Origin of the sequence: Methylobacterium sp. NPDC080182, assembly GCF_050281105.1 — a bacterium.
Taxonomy (GTDB): Bacteria; Pseudomonadota; Alphaproteobacteria; order Rhizobiales; family Beijerinckiaceae; genus Methylobacterium.
Genome location: NZ_JBNNWO010000018.1, coordinates 48,639 through 63,989 on the forward strand (window position 1 = coordinate 48,639; position 15,351 = coordinate 63,989).

17 protein-coding genes are annotated in these 15,351 nt (G+C 71.7%); 11 read left to right on the forward strand and 6 right to left on the reverse strand.

Annotated features, from left to right (window positions below):
* Genes hisH through dprA form a run of 6 tightly spaced genes read left to right on the forward strand, consistent with a single transcriptional unit; the run spans position 1 to position 5,426 of the window.
* Positions 1 to 660: an imidazole glycerol phosphate synthase subunit HisH gene (gene hisH / locus ACQKQD_RS27160; protein ID WP_056521252.1), complete on the forward strand. Its 660-nt coding sequence runs from the start codon at positions 1 to 3 to the stop codon at positions 658 to 660.
* A 37-nt stretch (positions 661 to 697) separates the two neighbouring features.
* On the forward strand, positions 698 to 1,441 hold the full coding sequence (gene hisA / locus ACQKQD_RS27165) for a 1-(5-phosphoribosyl)-5-[(5-phosphoribosylamino)methylideneamino]imidazole-4-carboxamide isomerase (RefSeq protein ID WP_427510093.1): 744 nt from the start codon (positions 698 to 700) through the stop codon (positions 1,439 to 1,441).
* 32 nt (positions 1,442 to 1,473) lie between these two features.
* Entirely contained in the window at positions 1,474 to 2,277 is an 804-nt protein-coding gene (gene hisF, locus ACQKQD_RS27170) for an imidazole glycerol phosphate synthase subunit HisF (protein WP_427510094.1), read from the forward strand.
* Entirely contained in the window at positions 2,274 to 3,578 is a 1,305-nt protein-coding gene (locus ACQKQD_RS27175; RefSeq protein ID WP_427510095.1) for a dihydroorotase, read from the forward strand. The genes hisF and ACQKQD_RS27175 overlap by 4 nt, the downstream gene beginning before the upstream one ends.
* Entirely contained in the window at positions 3,578 to 4,180 is a 603-nt protein-coding gene (gene plsY, locus ACQKQD_RS27180) for a glycerol-3-phosphate 1-O-acyltransferase PlsY (RefSeq protein WP_244534981.1), read from the forward strand. The genes ACQKQD_RS27175 and plsY overlap by 1 nt, the downstream gene beginning before the upstream one ends.
* Positions 4,181 to 4,226: 46 nt before the next feature.
* Positions 4,227 to 5,426, forward strand: coding sequence for a DNA-processing protein DprA (gene dprA, locus ACQKQD_RS27185; protein ID WP_427510096.1), 1,200 nt, complete (start codon positions 4,227 to 4,229; stop codon positions 5,424 to 5,426).
* Here the strand turns inward: dprA and ruvX are convergent.
* Together ruvX and ACQKQD_RS27195 are read right to left on the reverse strand one after the other, a co-directional pair.
* Positions 5,416 to 5,928 carry a Holliday junction resolvase RuvX gene (gene ruvX, locus ACQKQD_RS27190; protein ID WP_020091786.1) on the reverse strand — a complete coding sequence of 171 codons (513 nt, stop codon included), beginning with the start codon at positions 5,926 to 5,928 and terminating at the stop codon, positions 5,416 to 5,418. The two genes, dprA and ruvX, sit on opposite strands and share 11 nt — an antisense overlap.
* Entirely contained in the window at positions 5,925 to 6,494 is a 570-nt protein-coding gene (locus tag ACQKQD_RS27195; protein WP_427510097.1) for an SMI1/KNR4 family protein, read from the reverse strand. Before ACQKQD_RS27195 ends, ruvX begins: the two co-directional genes overlap by 4 nt.
* Positions 6,495 to 6,666: 172 nt before the next feature.
* On the opposite strand from ACQKQD_RS27195, the gene ACQKQD_RS27200 reads away from it, so the two are divergent.
* The 5 genes from ACQKQD_RS27200 to gatB all read left to right on the forward strand — a co-directional run bounded on the left by ACQKQD_RS27200 (position 6,667) and on the right by gatB (position 10,776).
* Positions 6,667 to 6,807, forward strand: coding sequence for a hypothetical protein (locus ACQKQD_RS27200; RefSeq protein ID WP_012317484.1), 141 nt, complete (start codon positions 6,667 to 6,669; stop codon positions 6,805 to 6,807).
* Positions 6,808 to 6,978: 171 nt separating this feature from the next.
* Positions 6,979 to 7,266, forward strand: a complete 288-nt coding sequence (gatC, locus tag ACQKQD_RS27205) for an Asp-tRNA(Asn)/Glu-tRNA(Gln) amidotransferase subunit GatC (RefSeq protein ID WP_020091789.1) — start codon at positions 6,979 to 6,981, stop codon at positions 7,264 to 7,266.
* Positions 7,267 to 7,344: 78 nt separating this feature from the next.
* Positions 7,345 to 8,823, forward strand: coding sequence for an Asp-tRNA(Asn)/Glu-tRNA(Gln) amidotransferase subunit GatA (gatA, locus tag ACQKQD_RS27210; protein ID WP_427510098.1), 1,479 nt, complete (start codon positions 7,345 to 7,347; stop codon positions 8,821 to 8,823).
* Positions 8,820 to 9,119, forward strand: a complete 300-nt coding sequence (locus tag ACQKQD_RS27215) for a hypothetical protein (RefSeq protein ID WP_020091791.1) — start codon at positions 8,820 to 8,822, stop codon at positions 9,117 to 9,119. The genes gatA and ACQKQD_RS27215 overlap by 4 nt, the downstream gene beginning before the upstream one ends.
* A gap of 184 nt (positions 9,120 to 9,303) precedes the next feature.
* Complete coding sequence (gene gatB, locus ACQKQD_RS27220; RefSeq protein ID WP_091978070.1) at positions 9,304 to 10,776, forward strand: Asp-tRNA(Asn)/Glu-tRNA(Gln) amidotransferase subunit GatB; 1,473 nt, start codon at positions 9,304 to 9,306, stop codon at positions 10,774 to 10,776.
* A 592-nt stretch (positions 10,777 to 11,368) separates the two neighbouring features.
* Here gatB and ACQKQD_RS27225 read toward each other — a convergent pair.
* From ACQKQD_RS27225 to ACQKQD_RS27240, 4 genes are all read right to left on the reverse strand, one after another.
* Positions 11,369 to 11,851 (reverse strand): DUF3280 domain-containing protein, encoded by a 483-nt coding sequence (locus ACQKQD_RS27225; RefSeq protein WP_103985179.1) that lies wholly within the window; start codon positions 11,849 to 11,851, stop codon positions 11,369 to 11,371.
* Positions 11,852 to 11,922: 71 nt separating this feature from the next.
* Positions 11,923 to 12,978, reverse strand: coding sequence for an efflux RND transporter periplasmic adaptor subunit (locus ACQKQD_RS27230; RefSeq protein WP_020091794.1), 1,056 nt, complete (start codon positions 12,976 to 12,978; stop codon positions 11,923 to 11,925).
* Complete coding sequence (locus tag ACQKQD_RS27235; protein ID WP_427510099.1) at positions 12,978 to 13,172, reverse strand: DUF1656 domain-containing protein; 195 nt, start codon at positions 13,170 to 13,172, stop codon at positions 12,978 to 12,980. Before ACQKQD_RS27235 ends, ACQKQD_RS27230 begins: the two co-directional genes overlap by 1 nt.
* Positions 13,173 to 13,195: 23 nt before the next feature.
* Positions 13,196 to 15,235, reverse strand: a complete 2,040-nt coding sequence (locus ACQKQD_RS27240) for an FUSC family protein (RefSeq protein WP_427510100.1) — start codon at positions 15,233 to 15,235, stop codon at positions 13,196 to 13,198.
* Positions 15,236 to 15,351: the final 116 nt, after the last annotated feature.

Sequence of the window (15,351 nt, forward strand, 5' to 3'; positions counted from 1 at the left end):
ATGACCACCGAGACCGTCGCGATCATCGATTACGGGTCGGGCAACCTCCACTCCGCCGCCAAGGCCTTCGAGCGCGCCGCCCGCGAGAGCGGGCGCGACGCGCGGATCTGCCTGACCTCGGACCCGGAGGTGGTGGCCGCGGCCGACCGCGTCGTGCTGCCCGGCGTCGGCGCCTTCGCGGATTGCCGCCGCGGGCTCGATGCCGTCCCCGGCATGGTCGAGGCGATGACGCGGGTCGCCCACGGGGCGGGCCGCCCGTTCCTCGGCATCTGCGTGGGGATGCAGCTCCTGGCGAGCCGCGGGCTCGAGTACACGACCACGCCGGGGCTCGGCTGGATTCCCGGCGACGTCGGTCCGATCCGGCCGTCGGATCCGGCCCTCAAGGTTCCCCACATGGGCTGGAACACCCTGCGGACCGAGCGCGACCACCCGCTGCTCGGCGGCATTCCCACCGGCGAGGACGGGCTGCACGCCTACTTCGTGCACAGCTACGCGCTGCAGGCGGAGCGTCCGGACGACGTCGTCGCGCGCGCCGAGTACGGCGGCCCGGTCACCGCCCTCGTCGCCCGCGGCAACGTCGCCGGCACGCAGTTCCACCCCGAGAAGAGCCAGCGGCTGGGCCTCGCGCTCATCGCCAACTTCCTGAACTGGCGCCCGTGAGCGCCGTTCGGCCCAGGCAAGAAGGACGGAAGCGCCCGTGATCCTGTACCCGGCGATCGACCTGAAAGAGGGGCGTTGCGTTCGCCTCATCCAGGGGGACATGGCGCAGGCCAAGGTCTTCGGCGACGATCCGGCCGCGCAGGCCGCGATCTTCGAGGCGCAGGGCTTCTCCTGGCTCCACGTCGTCGATCTCGACGGCGCCTTCGCGGGCGCCCCGCGGAACGCCGAGGCCGTCGACGCGATCCTCGCGCGGGTGACGATCCCGGTCCAGCTCGGCGGCGGGATCCGCGAGATGAAGACCCTGGAGGGGTGGCTGAGCAAGGGCGTCGCCCGCGCGATCATCGGCACCGCGGCGGTGCGCGATTCCGGCTTCGTCCGGGAGGCGGCCCGCAAGTATCCCGGGAAGATCGCGGTCGGGATCGACGCCAAGGACGGCCGCGTCGCCGTCGAGGGCTGGGCCCAGACCTCCAGCATGACCGCGGAGGAGCTGGGGCGCCGGTTCGAGGACGCGGGCGTCGCGGCGATCATCTACACCGACATTGCCCGCGACGGGATCCTGAAGGGCCTCAACGTCGAGATGACCCTGGCGCTCGCCCAGGCCGTCCGCATCCCGGTGATCGCCTCGGGCGGCCTCGCCTCGATCGACGACGTCCACCGGCTGCTGCAGCCCGACTGCGCCCTGATCGCGGGCGCGATCACCGGCCGGGCACTCTACGACGGCCGCATCGATCCGGAGGCGGCCCTGGCGGCGATCGCTGCGGCGCGCGGCCCGGCGGCGTGATATCCAGAGGCTCGCGACATGAGACGCCGCCCGTGCTGAAGACCCGCATCATCCCCTGCCTCGACGTGAAGGACGGGCGCGTCGTGAAGGGCGTGCGCTTCGAGGGCCTGCGCGACGCCGGCGATCCCGTCGAGGCCGCGAAGGTCTACGACGAGGCCGGCGCCGACGAACTGTGCTTCCTCGACATCACCGCGAGCCGCGAGGCCCGCGGCACCCTGCTCGACATCGTCAGCCGGACCGCCGAGGCCTGCTTCATGCCGCTGACCGTCGGCGGCGGCGTGCGCACCGTCGAGGACGTGCGCGCGCTGCTGCTCGCCGGCGCCGACAAGGTCGCGATCAACACCGCCGCGGTGAAGGATCCCGACCTCGTGGCCCGGGCCGCCGAGAAGTTCGGCGCGCAGTGCATCGTGGTGGCGATCGACGCCAAGCGCGTCTCGCCCCCCGGCACGCCGGCCGCCTGGGAGATCTTCACCCATGGCGGCCGCGACCCGACCGGGATCGACGCCGTGGCCTTCGCGCGGCTGGTGGCCGAGAAGGGCGCCGGCGAGCTGCTCGTCACATCCATGGACAAGGACGGGACGCGCTCCGGCTACGATCTCGCCCTGACGCGGGCGATCAGCGATGCCGTAACCGTGCCGGTGATCGCCTCGGGCGGCGTCGGCGGCCTCGACGACCTCGTGGCCGGCGTGGCCGAGGGCGGCGCCAGCGCCGTCCTGGCGGCCTCCATCTTTCATTTCGGTCAGGCGAGCGTCGCCGAGGCGAAGGCGCACATGGCGGCGGCCGGCCTCGCCATGCGCCTCGACGTCCCGGCCTCTTCCTCGAGGGCGCCCCAGTGAGCAGCTACCTTCTAGCGAACGCCGACCTCCTCGATCCCGTGACCGGTCGCCAGACCGCCGGCGCGGTGCTGGTGAGGGACGGCCGCATCGCCGATATCGCCGCCGGCGCGGCGCCGGGCGCACCAACCGACGCGAAGCGCGTCGACTGCGCCGGCCGCGTGCTGACCCCCGGGCTGATCGACATGCGCGCCTTCGTGGGCGAGCCGGGGGCCGAGCACCGCGAGACCCTGGCCTCGGCGAGTGCCGCGGCGGCCGCGGGCGGCGTTACGACGCTCGTCTGCATGCCCGACACCAATCCGGTGATCGACGAGCCGGCCATCGTCGACTTCGTGCTCCGCCGCGCCCGCGACACGGCGAGCGTCAACGTCCTGCCGGCGGCCGCCATCACCAAGGGCTTGGCCGGCCGGGAGATGACCGAGTTCGGCCTGCTCAAGGAGGCCGGCGCAGTCGCGTTCACCGACGGGCTCAGAGCCGTGGCGAATGCCCAGGTTCTGCGTCGCGCCCTGACCTACGCCCGGGATTTCGACGCGCTGATCGTGCAGCACGTGGAGGAATCCGCCCTCGTCGCCGAGGGCGTCATGAACGAGGGCGAGCTCGCCTCGCGCCTCGGGCTCATGGGCATCCCCCGCGAGGCCGAGACCGTGATGCTGGAGCGCGACATCCGCCTCGTGCGGCTGACCGGCGCCCGCTACCACGCGGCGATGATCTCCTGCGCCGATTCGGTGGAGATCGTCCGCCGCGCCAAGCAGGACGGCCTGCCGGTGACCTGCGGCGTCTCGGTGAACAACCTCGTCCTCAATGAGAACGACATCGGCCATTACCGCACCTTCTGCCGGCTCTCGCCGCCCCTGCGCCACGAGACCGACCGTCAGGCGGTGGTGCGCGCCCTCGACGAGGGCGTGATCGACGTGATCGTGTCCGACCACAACCCGCAGGACGTGGAGACCAAGCGCCTGCCCTTCGCCGAGGCGGCGGACGGGGCGCTGGGCATCGAGACGCTGTTCGGCGCCGCCATGCGTCTCGTCCACACCGGCGACCTCGCGCTGCCCAAGCTCGTCGCCGCGCTCACCGTGAATCCGGCGCGCATCCTCGGTCGCGAGGCCGGCCGGCTGGCGGTCGGCGCCCCCGCCGACCTCGTGCTGATCGATCCCGATCTCCCCTACGTCCTCGACAAGCGCCGGCTGAAGTCGCGCTCCAAGAACTCCCCCTTCGACGAGGCGCGCCTCCAGGGCGCGGCGGTGCTGACGCTGGTCGGTGGCCGGATCGTCCACGCGGTCGACGACCTCGCGGCCGCCGCATGATGCCCCCCGATCTCGCGACCCCGGCCGCCCTCGGCGGCCTCGCCCTCGGCTACGCCCTGGGCTCGATCCCGTTCGGGCTGATCCTCACGAAGTTCGCCGGCCTCGGCGACGTGCGGGCGATCGGCTCCGGCAATATCGGCGCCACCAACGTGCTCCGCACCGGCCGCAAGGGCCTCGCCGCGGCGACGCTCCTGGGCGACGCCCTCAAGGGCACGGCGGCCGTCCTGATCGCCCGGCAGTTGGGCGAGGGCCCGGCGCTCGCGGCCGGGCTCGGCGCCTTCCTCGGCCACCTCTTCCCGGTCTGGCTGGGCTTCAAGGGCGGCAAGGGCGTCGCGACCTTCATCGGGGTGCTCCTCGCCTTCAGCCCGCCCGCCCTCGCGGCGTTCGCGGCGATCTGGCTCGGTCTCGCCTTCGCGCTCAAGTACTCGTCGCTGGCGGCGCTCGCCGCCTCCGCGGCCACACCCCTCGTCCTCTGGGCGCTGGGTGCCCCGACGCAGGCGTTGCTGTTCCTGCTCCTCGGCCTGCTGCTATGGTGGAAGCACGCGCCCAACATCCGCCGACTCGCGTCCGGCACCGAGGGGCGCATCGGCCAGAAGGGCTGAGTGCCGGCGCGCCGCGCCGACCTTCGGGCAGGTGTGGGGGTGGTGGATGCAGCTCACCGAGGCCCAGCGGCTCGACTGGCTGCGGCTGATCCGGACCGAGGGCGTCGGCCCCCGCACCTTCCGGAGGCTCGTGAACCGTTTCGGCGGCGCGGCCGCCGCCCTTGACGCCCTGCCGGAGCTCACCGGCCGCCAGGGGCGGCGGATCGTGCCACCAACCCGCGCTGAGGCCGAGGCCGAGCTGGCGGCCCTGACCCGCCTCGGCGGCCGGCTGATCGCCACCGGCGAGGCGGAATACCCGCGGCTCCTCACACAGGTCGACGCGGCGCCTCCGCTTCTGGCCTTGCGCGGCGCACCGATCCTCAACCGGCCGGCCGCCGCCCTCGTCGGCTCGCGGAACGCATCGTCGGCGGGGCTCGCCTTCACGGAGCGGCTCGCCCGCGGGCTCGGCGAGGCAGGCCTCACGGTGGTCTCGGGCCTCGCCCGCGGCATCGACGCGCGCGCCCACAGCGCGAGCCTCCGGACCGGCACGATCGCCGTCATGGCCGGCGGCCAGGACCGGATCTACCCGGCGAGCCACGCGACCCTGGTCGAGGCCATCCTGGCGGAGGGCGGCGCGGTCCTCGCGGAGATGCCGATGGGCTGGGAGCCCCGGGGGCGGGACTTCCCGAGGCGCAACCGGATCATCTCTGGGCTTTCCTACGGGACGGTGGTGGTGGAGGCCGCCCGCCGCTCCGGCTCGCTGATCACGGCGCGCTACGCCCTGGAGCAGAACCGGGAGGTCTTCGCGGTTCCCGGCTCGCCGCTTGACCCGCGCGCCGAGGGCACCAACGACCTGATCCGCCAGGGCGCCACCCTGGTCTCCGAGGTGGACCACGTGCTGGAGGTGCTGGGACCCGTTATCGAGCGCGGCCCGGACGCCGAGGCAGCCCCGGCGCGCGGGCGGCCGGACCTGGCCGAGCAGCCGGATTTCTGGGACGAGATCGCGCTCGACGCGGCTCTCGACCCGGGACCGGAGCGAGCCGACGGCGCGTCCGCCGACAATCCCGCGCGCGACGAGCCGCCCGAGGCCGAGGACGACCGGGCGCGGATCGTGGCCCTGCTCGGCCCGAGCCCGGTCGGCACCGATGAGCTGGCGCGGAGCGCCGGGGTCGGTGCCCGGACCGTGCAGAGCGTGCTGCTGGAACTGGAGCTCGACGGACGGATCGAGCGCCACGGCAGCGGCACCGTCTCGCTGGTCAGCCGCTGAGGGAGTCCTCTTCGGGATCGTCGTCCGCATCGGCGTCCGCGAGGTTGCGCATGACGTCGAGGCAGCCCTGGAGGATGTAGGCGGCGGCGAGCTTGTCCACGAGTTCGCCGCGCCGCGCCCGCGAGGCGTCGGCCTCGATCAGCGCGCGGGTGACCACGGCGGTCGAGAGGCGTTCGTCGAAGAAGACGTGGGGCAGGGGGAGGATCGGCGCGAGGTTGCGCATGAAGGCGCGGGTCGACTGCACCCGCGGCCCTTCGCTCCCGTCCATGTTGAGCGGCAGCCCGACGACGAGGCCGCCGACCGCGTGCTGCCGGCACAGGGCGGCGAGCCGCTGCGCGTCGGGGGTGAACTTCACCCGGCGGATTGTCTCCAGCGGCGTCGCGATCTGGCGGCCGAGATCCGACAGGGCGAGGCCGATCGTCTTGGTGCCGAGATCGATGCCGATCAGGCGGGCGCCGCCGCGAGACTCGGCCGCGAAGGCGCGGATCGCGTCGAAATTCATGGTTCCGCCCGCGCGGCGCGCGCCAGAATGGCCTCGGTGACGCCCTCGAACCGGGCGGGGAGGGGCTCCGAGCCCGGTCCCAGGACCAGGGCCGCGGACGGCGCCGTGACCCGGGTGAAGAAGTCGTCGAGGCTCTCGCCGCCGAACCGCACCGTCTCCAGGTCAGGCGCCAGCAGCCAGACGTCGTACTCGCCGTCGGTCCCGGTGACGTCCCAGAACAGGAAGCTGCCGTCCTCGCCCGCGCCGAAGAAGCAGGCGCGCTCGACGACGCCGGCGTCGCCGCCCTCGACGTCGAAGCGGTGCGGCTCCGCCCCGTCCTCCAGCATGGCGACCGCGGCGCCGACGCTGTGGGCGATGAGGGCCGCCTGGCTCACCAGATCGCAGGCCTCGAACGGTGCCGGCACGGCGACGCGGAACTGCCCGCCCGCGAGGCCGACGCCGCAGGTCCGGCAAAAGTCGCGGTAGGAGGCCGGCAGGGCGAAGCCCAGCGCCTCCGCCGCACGGTCGAGGGCCGCCTCGTCCGGCACGAAGCCCGGCGCGAGCTCCTCGAAGACCGTCTTCCACATCGCTCCCGCTCCACCGTCCACAGACTTCGGCTCCTCCGCAGATCGCCCCCGGTGCGTGCGTAGCCGTTCGCGTCTAGGTAGGTTAATGTTCCGTTAAACCACGCTGTAGGGGTCCGCCTTGTCGACGAACGGCCAGCTCTCCTCTTCCGCTCCGTCCGGCCGCCGGCGGGCGATGCCGCGCAAGCACCGCTGGATGCTGCTCCTCGCCTTCGAGGTGCTGGTCGCGGGCTTCACCCAAGCCATGATCCAGCCGGTCCGGCAACCGGGAATCACCATCGAGATGTCGGTGACGCCCCACCACGTCGTGACCTGATCCGCCCGTCGCACGCCCGCGCCGAGCACGCGGTCAGTCGGGTCTCGCGCGCGGCCGGCCGCCCTGCGGGCGGCGCGGCATAGCCCACCCGCGTTGCGGCGCGTCGAGCGCCGATGCTATAGCGCGACCGACTTCGGGAGAGCGCTCCCGGGCAGGGACGAACGGGACGGCATGTCGGTCGACGAGAAGACGGTTCGGCGCATCGCGCATCTGGCGCGGATCGCGGTCACCGACGACGAAGTCGGGCCTCTGCAGGGCGAGCTGAACGCCATCCTGTCCTTCGTCGAGCAGCTCGGCACGGTCGACGTCGCGGGCGTCGAGCCGATGACCTCGGTGACGCCGATGGCGATGAAGAAGCGCGAGGACGTCGTCACGGAGGGCGGCCGCGCCGCCGACGTCGTCGCCAACGCACCCGAGACCGAGGACAATTACTTCCTGGTCCCGAAGGTGGTCGAGTAGGCCGAGGACGGCCCGGACCTTGCGGACCGGATTTCTGGCGGGCAGGCGCGCGGCGGCGCGCGCGGGGACGTGAACAGCGTGGATCCGAACGAACTTACCCTGGCCGAAGCGCGCGACGCCCTGAAGGCGAAGCGGATCTCGGCCCGCGAGCTGACCCAGGCCCATCTGGACGCCATGGCCAAGGCCCGCGTCCTGAACGCGTATATCCGGGAGACCCCGGACCGCGCCCTGGCGATGGCCGAGGCCTCGGACCAGAAGATCGCGTCCGGCGAGGCGCGGCCGCTCGAGGGCATCCCCCTCGGCATCAAGGACCTGTTCTGCACGCACGGCGTGACGACTACGGCGGGCTCCAAGATCCTCGAGACCTTCGAGCCGCACTACGAATCGGCCGTGTCGGCCAATCTGTGGCGCGACGGCGCCGTGATGCTCGGCAAGCTGAACCTCGACGAGTTCGCCATGGGCTCGTCGAACGAGACCAGCGCCTACGGCAACGTGGTCTCGCCCTGGCGGCGCGCCGGATCGGACGCGCCGATCGTGCCCGGCGGCTCGTCGGGCGGCTCCGCCGCGGCGGTCGCCGCGCGCCTCTGCCTCGGCGCCACCGCGACCGATACCGGCGGCTCCATCCGGCAGCCCGCCGCCTTCACCGGCACGGTCGGGATCAAGCCGACCTACGGGCGCTGCTCGCGCTGGGGCACGGTGGCCTTCGCCTCCTCCCTCGACCAGGCCGGCCCGATCGCCCGGACGGTGCGCGACTGCGCCATCCTGCTCGGCTCCATGGCGGGCGCCGACGCCCGGGACACGACCTGCGCCGACCTCGCGGTGCCCGATTTCGAGGCCGCCGTGTCGCGCGGCGTGAAGGGCCTGACCATCGGCATCCCGAAAGAGTACCGGGTCGACGGGATGCCCGCGGAAATCCAGAAGCTCTGGGACGAGGGCGCGGCGTGGCTCAAGGCCGCCGGCGCGACGATCCGGGAGATCTCGCTGCCGCACACCGCCTACGCGCTGCCGGCCTACTACATCGTGGCCCCGGCCGAGGCCTCGTCGAACCTCGCCCGCTACGACGGCGTCCGCTACGGCCTGCGCGTGCCCGGCAAGGACATCGCCGGGATGTACGAGAACACACGCGCTGCCGGCTTCGGCCGCGAGGTGAAGCGCCGGATCATGATCGGCACCTACGTGCTCTCGGCCGGATACTACGACGCCTACTACGTCCGCGCGCAGAAGATCCGCACGCTGATCAAGCGCGACTTCGAGGCCGCCTACGCGGCCGGGGTCGACGCGATCCTGACGCCGGCGACGCCGTCGGCCGCCTTCGGCGTCGGCGAGAAGGCCTCGGCCGACCCGGTGGAGATGTACCTCAACGACGTGTTCACCGTGACGGTGAACATGGCCGGGCTGCCGGGCATCGCCGTGCCGGCGGGTCTCGACGGCCAGGGCCTCCCGCTGGGCCTCCAGCTCATCGGCCGGCCCTTCGACGAGGAGACGCTGTTCGCGGTCGCCCAGGTGATCGAGGACGCGGCCGGTCGCACCGTCCTGCCCGAGCCGTGGTGGTCATGACCGTCCCGTACTATCCCTGGACGGTCTGGATCTGGGCCGCGTTCGATCCGGCGCTGATCGTGGTGGCGGTCTATCTCGGCTGGACCGCCAGCCAGTTCGGCAAGGTCTTCATCGCGGCGATCGCGGCGCTCGGCTTCTCGGTGCTGTTCTCCTACGCGGTCAGCGCGGCCGGCATCCCGTGGCCGGCGCCGATCACCCGCGACGGCCCGACCTTCTTCCCGGTCCGCGCCGTCGCGGCCCTGCTCTGGGCCGTCGTGGGCTACGGCGCCCGGCAGGCGGTCGGACGCCGCGCTTGACCCTGCGGGCAGGGGCCTCCTAGAAAATCTCTCGCTCGACGCATGCGGCGCCTCCGCCGTCTCTGCGAGCGCAGCGAAGCGATCCGGCGGTGCAACGCCTGGAAGCCTCGCGCTTCCCTGGATCGCTTCGCTGCGCTCGCGAAGACGGCGACGCCTCGAACGCCAGCCGCCTTTCGGACCGACCATGAACGCACCCGTCGACCCCAAGAAGCTGATCAAGGGCGGCCTCCACGACTGGGAGGTGATCGTCGGCATGGAGATCCACGCCCAGGTGTCCAGCCGGGCGAAGCTGTTCTCCGGCGCCTCGACGGAGTTCGGGGCCGAGCCGAACGACCACGTCTCGCTGGTCGACGCCGCGATGCCCGGGATGCTGCCGGTGATCAACGCCGAGTGCGTCGCCCAGGCGGTGCGCACCGGCCTCGGCCTGAAGGCCAAGATCAACCTGCGCTCCGTGTTTGACCGGAAGAACTACTTCTACCCGGACCTGCCGCAGGGCTACCAGATCTCGCAGTACAAGGACCCGATCGTCGGCGAGGGCGAGGTTCTGGTGGACCTGGCCGACGGCGCCTCGATCACCGTGGGCATCGAGCGCCTGCACCTCGAGCAGGATGCGGGCAAGTCGCTGCACGACCAGGATCCGACCCGGAGCTTCGTCGACCTCAACCGGTCGGGCGTGGCGCTGATGGAGATCGTCTCCCGGCCCGACCTGCGCTCCTCCGAGGAGGCGAAGGCCTACGTGACCAAGCTGCGCACGATCCTGCGCTACCTTGGCACCTGCGACGGCGACATGGAGAAGGGCTCGCTCCGCGCCGACGTGAACGTCTCGGTGCGCCGCCCCGGCGAGCCGCTGGGCACGCGCTGCGAGATCAAGAACGTCAACTCGATCCGCTTCATCGGGCAGGCGATCGAGACCGAGGCGCGGCGCCAGATCGCCATCCTCGAGGACGGCGGCAAGATCGACCAGGAGACGCGCCTGTTCGACCCGACCAAGGGCGAGACGCGCTCGATGCGCTCGAAGGAAGAGGCGCACGATTACCGCTACTTCCCCGATCCGGACCTGCTGCCGCTGGAATTCGACCAAGCCTACGTCGACGCCCTGGCCGAGGGGCTGCCCGAGCTGCCGGACGCCAAGAAGGCGCGGTTCGTCTCGGCGTTCGGCCTCTCGCCCTACGATGCCGGCGTGCTGGTCGCCGAGCGCGCCTCCGCGGACTACTACGAGGCGGTGGCGAAGGGCCGGGACGGCAAGGCCGCGGCCAACTGGGTGATCAACGAGCTGTTCGGGCGCCTCAACAAGGAGGGTCTGTCCATCGACGCGACCCCGGTCTCGGCGGACCAGCTCGGCGCGATCATCGACCTGATCGGCGAGGGCGTCATCTCCGGCAAGATCGCCAAGGACCTGTTCGAGATCGTCTGGACCGAGGGCGGCGACCCGCGCGCCGTCGTCGAGAGCCGCGGCATGAAGCAGGTGACCGACACGGGCGCCATCGAGGCGGCGGTGGACCAGATCATCGCGGCGAATCCCGACAAGGTCGCCCAGGCCAAAGAGAAGCCGACCCTGCTCGGCTGGTTCGTCGGCCAGACCATGAAGGCCACCGGCGGCAAGGCGAACCCCGCGGCGGTGAACGCGCTGCTCAAGGCGAAGCTCGGGATCGAGTGAGGCTTCCGCGGCGAGCGGCCAGTCCGCGCCCGGCCTCAGGATGAGTGCCGGGATCGGATGGCCGTCGCTTCGAAATCGCCGGCCAGTCCCATGCTCGCCAAAGCCACGACGAGATCCCGCCGCGGCGATGCCGGGCAGGTGGGCCACGAACAGATCCTCGAAGAGAAACCGCGGCGGAACGGCTCGAAGTGGGGCCTTTCGCGCATTCGAAGGCGTGCCATGCGTGGCCGCTTCTGCGCCCCTGGAGCCGCGTCCGTCCGGCTGTTCGTGTTGTGCCGCTAGGTCTCGGGCCGAACCTGTCCCTGAACCGTCTAGGCGGCATTCCGCTGCGGTGGAGTCATCCCTGTCTCCTCCAGCTTCCGACGACCGACACCGCTGCGAAACCTGATCGCGTCAAGATTTCGTGCCGGTCCGTGCCCGCTCTCGCTAAGCACAGATGGAGACTGCGCCCGTCCTCCAAGTCGGTCAATAGCTATTTTCTCGGCAAAAGGCTTTTTCGATCCACTTGCCCCCGCCGCCGCACCGCAGCGCGTGCGAGCTCAATCACTTGGATCGATCCCGTGGCGCTGCGAAATATTGATTGGCCCGCAAGCTACTTGCCGGCGCCCATATTGTTCTCGACCAGAAAGCGGATGCCGCGGTCGAAGGACTCATCCGTGTCGCCGCGCAGATCCACGCTGTAGGCCTTCTCGGGCGCGTCGCCGGTGAGGGACTTCACGTAGACGTTGAGGTTGAGGATCAGGTTCGAGACCTTCTGCACCTCGCCGGTGATCGCGACATCCGCGCCGAGCTTGCGGGCGAAGTCATCCGCGCAGCCATTGCAGCGGCGCAAGTCGGCACTTCTGGTGACCTCGTCCCGCACCGGCTCGGTCGAGACCACGACGAACAGGCCCTTCTTCTGGAGGAGGTCGCGCAGTTCGGCGCTGACCCGCTTCAGCCGCGCGGTGTCGGCGGCGTCACCCGGCACCGGTGATAGGTTCGAGAACTGGAAATCGAATACCGCGGCCCGCGGGGGCGCGGCCGCGGCCGGTCCCGCGGCCAGCAGGACGGTGGCCAGTGCGAGCAGTCGGTTCATCGTGATCTCCGGCGCGGATGCGTGTCCGGGAAACCGCGCCCCCGCCAACCGGGTCGCGTCCGCGCGGCGATTCAGCGCCGGTCGGCCTCCCGGGTGGGGCTGGCCGCCGGCTTTGCCAGGCCGGAGACGCGGTCGCGCAGGTCCATGAACCAGCTCGGTGCCGGGCCGCGGCCGCCGTTGACGAACACCGTCGCGGTCATGCCGGCGATGAGCGGGACGCCCGCCGGGACGTGGTCGATGCGGATGCGGACCGGCACCCGCTGGGCGAGGCGCACCCAGGTGTAGACGGGGTTGACGTCCGGCAGCCCCTGCGTGCTGGCGGCGGCGTTCGCCGTGGAGATGCCGAGCGTGATGCTGTGGACCGTGCCGGTCAGGTGCGGATCGAAGCCCATCAGCTTCACGTCGGCGGGGTCGCCGACGCGGATGTTGGACATCTTGGTCTCCTCGAAATAGCCGTCGATCCAGAAGGAGTCGGTGTCGACCACGTTGATGTTCGAGGTGCCGGTCCGGGCATAGTCGCCGACCCGCATCAGCAGGTTGGTCACCCGTCCGTTGACGGTCGACCTCACCTGGGTGCGCTCCAGATTCACCTTGGCCTGCCGCAGCTGCGCCTGCGCGCTCTCCAGCGACGCCTCGGCGATCTTCGCGGCGCCTGCGAATCGCTGCTTCTCCTCGATCGAGGTCGACACGGTCGAGAGCGCTTGGCGCCGGGCCGACTCGGCGTTCTTCACCTGCAGATCGGCCTCGCGATTCTTGACCTCGGCATCCGCCGAGGTGACGGCGACCTCGAAATCGACCGGGTCTATGACGTAGAGGACGTCGCCCTTGCGGACGTTCTGGTTGTCCTGGACCCGGACCTCGACGATCTGACCGGCGACTTGCGGGGCGATGTTGGCGACCTGGACCCGGACCGTGCCGTCGCGCGTCCAGGGCGCCGCCACGTAGAATTCCCACACGAAGGCTCCCGCCAGGATCGCCGCGAGCAGGATCACGCCGGTGGCCGCGAGGCGGAACACCTTGGCGGCCCGGCCCCGGCGCGGCACTGCGGGCAGCGGGTCGCTCCGCCCGGGCGCGCCGTCGCGGGCGGCGGACTTCGGATCGTCCTCGTCGGCGGTCGTGTCGGGCATCAGATGAACGCGATCAGGAGGGCGAGGACACAGACGTAGAGGCCGGCTTCGGCGAGCGGTGCGTTGGCGACGTAGCGGCTGCAGCGGATGCGGGCGAAGACGAGGCGAAGGACGACCAGGATCACGAACGCGGCGAGCGCGTAAGCGACGAAGGCCGTGACCAGCACCCCGCCGACATGGATGTCCTCGTGCATGGTTACCCCGGAAGAAGCGGCAATCAGAATAGCGCGATGTCGAGGCGTTGGAGGAATCGCCTGTGGCGGGCGATGGTCCGCGACGCGGTGACGAGGTCGCTGGCGGCACGGGCCGTCGTGAGCCGCACCGCCCGGTCCTGGCTGGAGGCGGCGCGGATCAGGTCGCGCGCCGCCATCTCGAGCCCGCGATCGTCGCCTGCCGCGAGGGCGTCCCGCGCCCGCGGGATCGCGCCGCGCAGGGCTCCGACCGACCAGAGGCGGCGCAGTTCCGCGTGGGCCCGGGCGGCGGCGGCCTCCAGGCGGGCGAGGGCGAAGGCGTGGTGCAGGTTCGCTTGCCGCACCGCCGCGCTCCCCGAGCTGTAGGCGGCGAACTGGAACAGCCGGTCGGCATTCAGGCTCGTGCGGGTGGTGGCGTCGCCGCCCTGGCCGACGAGGGCGTCGGCGAGCGCCCGCCGCGCCGAACCGAGGGCGAAGACCCGCTGCTGGGCCGGCGAGATCGGCAAGATGAGGCGGACGATGATCGACAGGATCACGGCCGCCACGACGACGAGGAACGCGTTCAGCAGGAAGCTCAGGGCGTCGTAGGTCTGCGGGTTCGACGGCCCCAGCAGGACGGGGAAGAACACGATCAGGATGAAGCCGACTCCGAAGGTCTTCGGGTTCAGCGAGAGGAAGCAGCCCAGGAAGATCACCGGCGCCATCACGAGCGCCAGCATCGGGAAGCCCTGGACACCGTTGAGGAGCGCGAACCGGGCGATGCCCGCCAGGGCGGCGGCCAGCGTCATGCCGACGACGACGCCGTTCGCGAACTTCTTCGGGTCCGGCGTCATCGACGACAGTGCCGCGGTGGCGGCCACCTGGACCAGTGCGAACGAGGCCTGGGGCAGGCCGAGCGCCGCGAAGGTGGCGGCGGTGACCGCGAAACTCAGGGCCACCCGCAGGGCGCCGCGGAGGGCGACGGGGAAGTCGCGGTGCGTCGGCAGTTCGGCGTCGCGCAGGGGCCTGTGGCCGTCGGCGACGGCGCGGATGCCGTCCTGCGCGAAGGTCGCGGCGCAGACAAAGTCGAGGGCGCGCTGGAGCACCACAACCTCGTCGAGGGGACGGGTCCCGTCGCGGATGGCCGCGTCGACCAGGTCGCGCAGGCGCTCGTCGTCGCGGTCGAGGGCGTCGAGATCGGGCGCGTCGGCCACCCGCCGGCAGATCGCCATCGCCTCCGCGACGGCCGGGCTCGGATCGCGCAGGGACGCGGCCGCGGCCCCGAGGCCGCGGATCGACGCCGCCATCACGTAGAGCGCGGCGATGCAGCTGCGCGCGCCGGCCGCGCGGTACCGGCCGTCGTCCAGCTCGCCCGCGATGGCGCTGGCATCGGCCCGCATCGGCGCGATGGTGCGGATCAGCGCGGCGGTGCGCGGGGCGCCGAGATCCCCCGACGCCAGAGTCTCGCGGGCGTAGCCGCGCGTCTGGTCCCAGGCCGCGCGCAGCTGCGGCAGCAGCGCCCGCCACGTGCTCGGCGAGGCGAGGGCGTCGTTGATGAAGGTGATCACGACGATGCCGAGCACGATCGCGGCGACGCGGGACACAGCGGCGTCGAAGGTCCCCTGCGGATCGTCGATCTGGCCGAGCGCGATGATCGCCACAGTGTAGCCGGACAGCATCGCGCCGTAGGCCCGCGTGTCCTGCAGAAACTGGGCGACGAAGACGCAGAGGCCGAGCCAGACGGTGAAGCTGAGGAGCAGCAGCACCCGGTCCTGGCCGAAGAGCGCCATGAAGACGAGCGCCACCGCCGCGCCGACGAGCGTGCCGAGCAGGCGGTAGACCGCCTTCGAGATCGCCTGCCCCCGCTTGGGCTGGGCAAGGATCGCCACGCAGGTGGCGGCGGACGAGGCGCTGTCGAGCTGGAGCCAGAATGCGGCGGCCAGCGCCAGCATCATGGCGATCCAGATCCGCAGCGCGAAGGCCCAGGCGGCCGGTTTCGGCACCCAGGCATCGAGGAACGCCAGGATGCGGTCGCCGAGCGGTTCGGAGCGGCGATCTGCAACGGAGCCGACGGGGGCCTCAGCCATGCCGGACCCCGCGCGGCGCGCTGTCCACCGCCCGACCGGACGGAGAAGGGTCCGTCATCGCCTCGTGCCTCCTGCCAACCCGCCGCGGATGTTCGAACGAACGGAACGCCCCGCGG

Bases quoted from the DNA above. Each gene is read 5' to 3' on its own strand.
- ACQKQD_RS27240 (WP_427510100.1), bottom strand. From the start codon at position 15,235: ATGGCTGAGGCCCCCGTCGGCTCCGTTGCAGATCGCCGCTCCGAACCG.
- ACQKQD_RS27215 (WP_020091791.1), top strand. From the start codon at position 8,820: ATGACCGTCCCGTACTATCCCTGGACGGTCTGGATCTGGGCCGCGTTC.
- hisH (WP_056521252.1), top strand. From the start codon at position 1: ATGACCACCGAGACCGTCGCGATCATCGATTACGGGTCGGGCAACCTC.
- dprA (WP_427510096.1), top strand. From the start codon at position 4,227: ATGCAGCTCACCGAGGCCCAGCGGCTCGACTGGCTGCGGCTGATCCGG.
- ACQKQD_RS27195 (WP_427510097.1), bottom strand. From the start codon at position 6,494: ATGTGGAAGACGGTCTTCGAGGAGCTCGCGCCGGGCTTCGTGCCGGAC.
- gatC (WP_020091789.1), top strand. From the start codon at position 6,979: ATGTCGGTCGACGAGAAGACGGTTCGGCGCATCGCGCATCTGGCGCGG.
- ACQKQD_RS27200 (WP_012317484.1), top strand. From the start codon at position 6,667: ATGCCGCGCAAGCACCGCTGGATGCTGCTCCTCGCCTTCGAGGTGCTG.
- plsY (WP_244534981.1), top strand. From the start codon at position 3,578: ATGCCCCCCGATCTCGCGACCCCGGCCGCCCTCGGCGGCCTCGCCCTC.
- ACQKQD_RS27235 (WP_427510099.1), bottom strand. From the start codon at position 13,172: ATGCACGAGGACATCCATGTCGGCGGGGTGCTGGTCACGGCCTTCGTC.
- ACQKQD_RS27225 (WP_103985179.1), bottom strand. From the start codon at position 11,851: ATGAACCGACTGCTCGCACTGGCCACCGTCCTGCTGGCCGCGGGACCG.
- ACQKQD_RS27230 (WP_020091794.1), bottom strand. From the start codon at position 12,978: ATGCCCGACACGACCGCCGACGAGGACGATCCGAAGTCCGCCGCCCGC.
- gatB (WP_091978070.1), top strand. From the start codon at position 9,304: ATGAACGCACCCGTCGACCCCAAGAAGCTGATCAAGGGCGGCCTCCAC.
- ruvX (WP_020091786.1), bottom strand. From the start codon at position 5,928: ATGAATTTCGACGCGATCCGCGCCTTCGCGGCCGAGTCTCGCGGCGGC.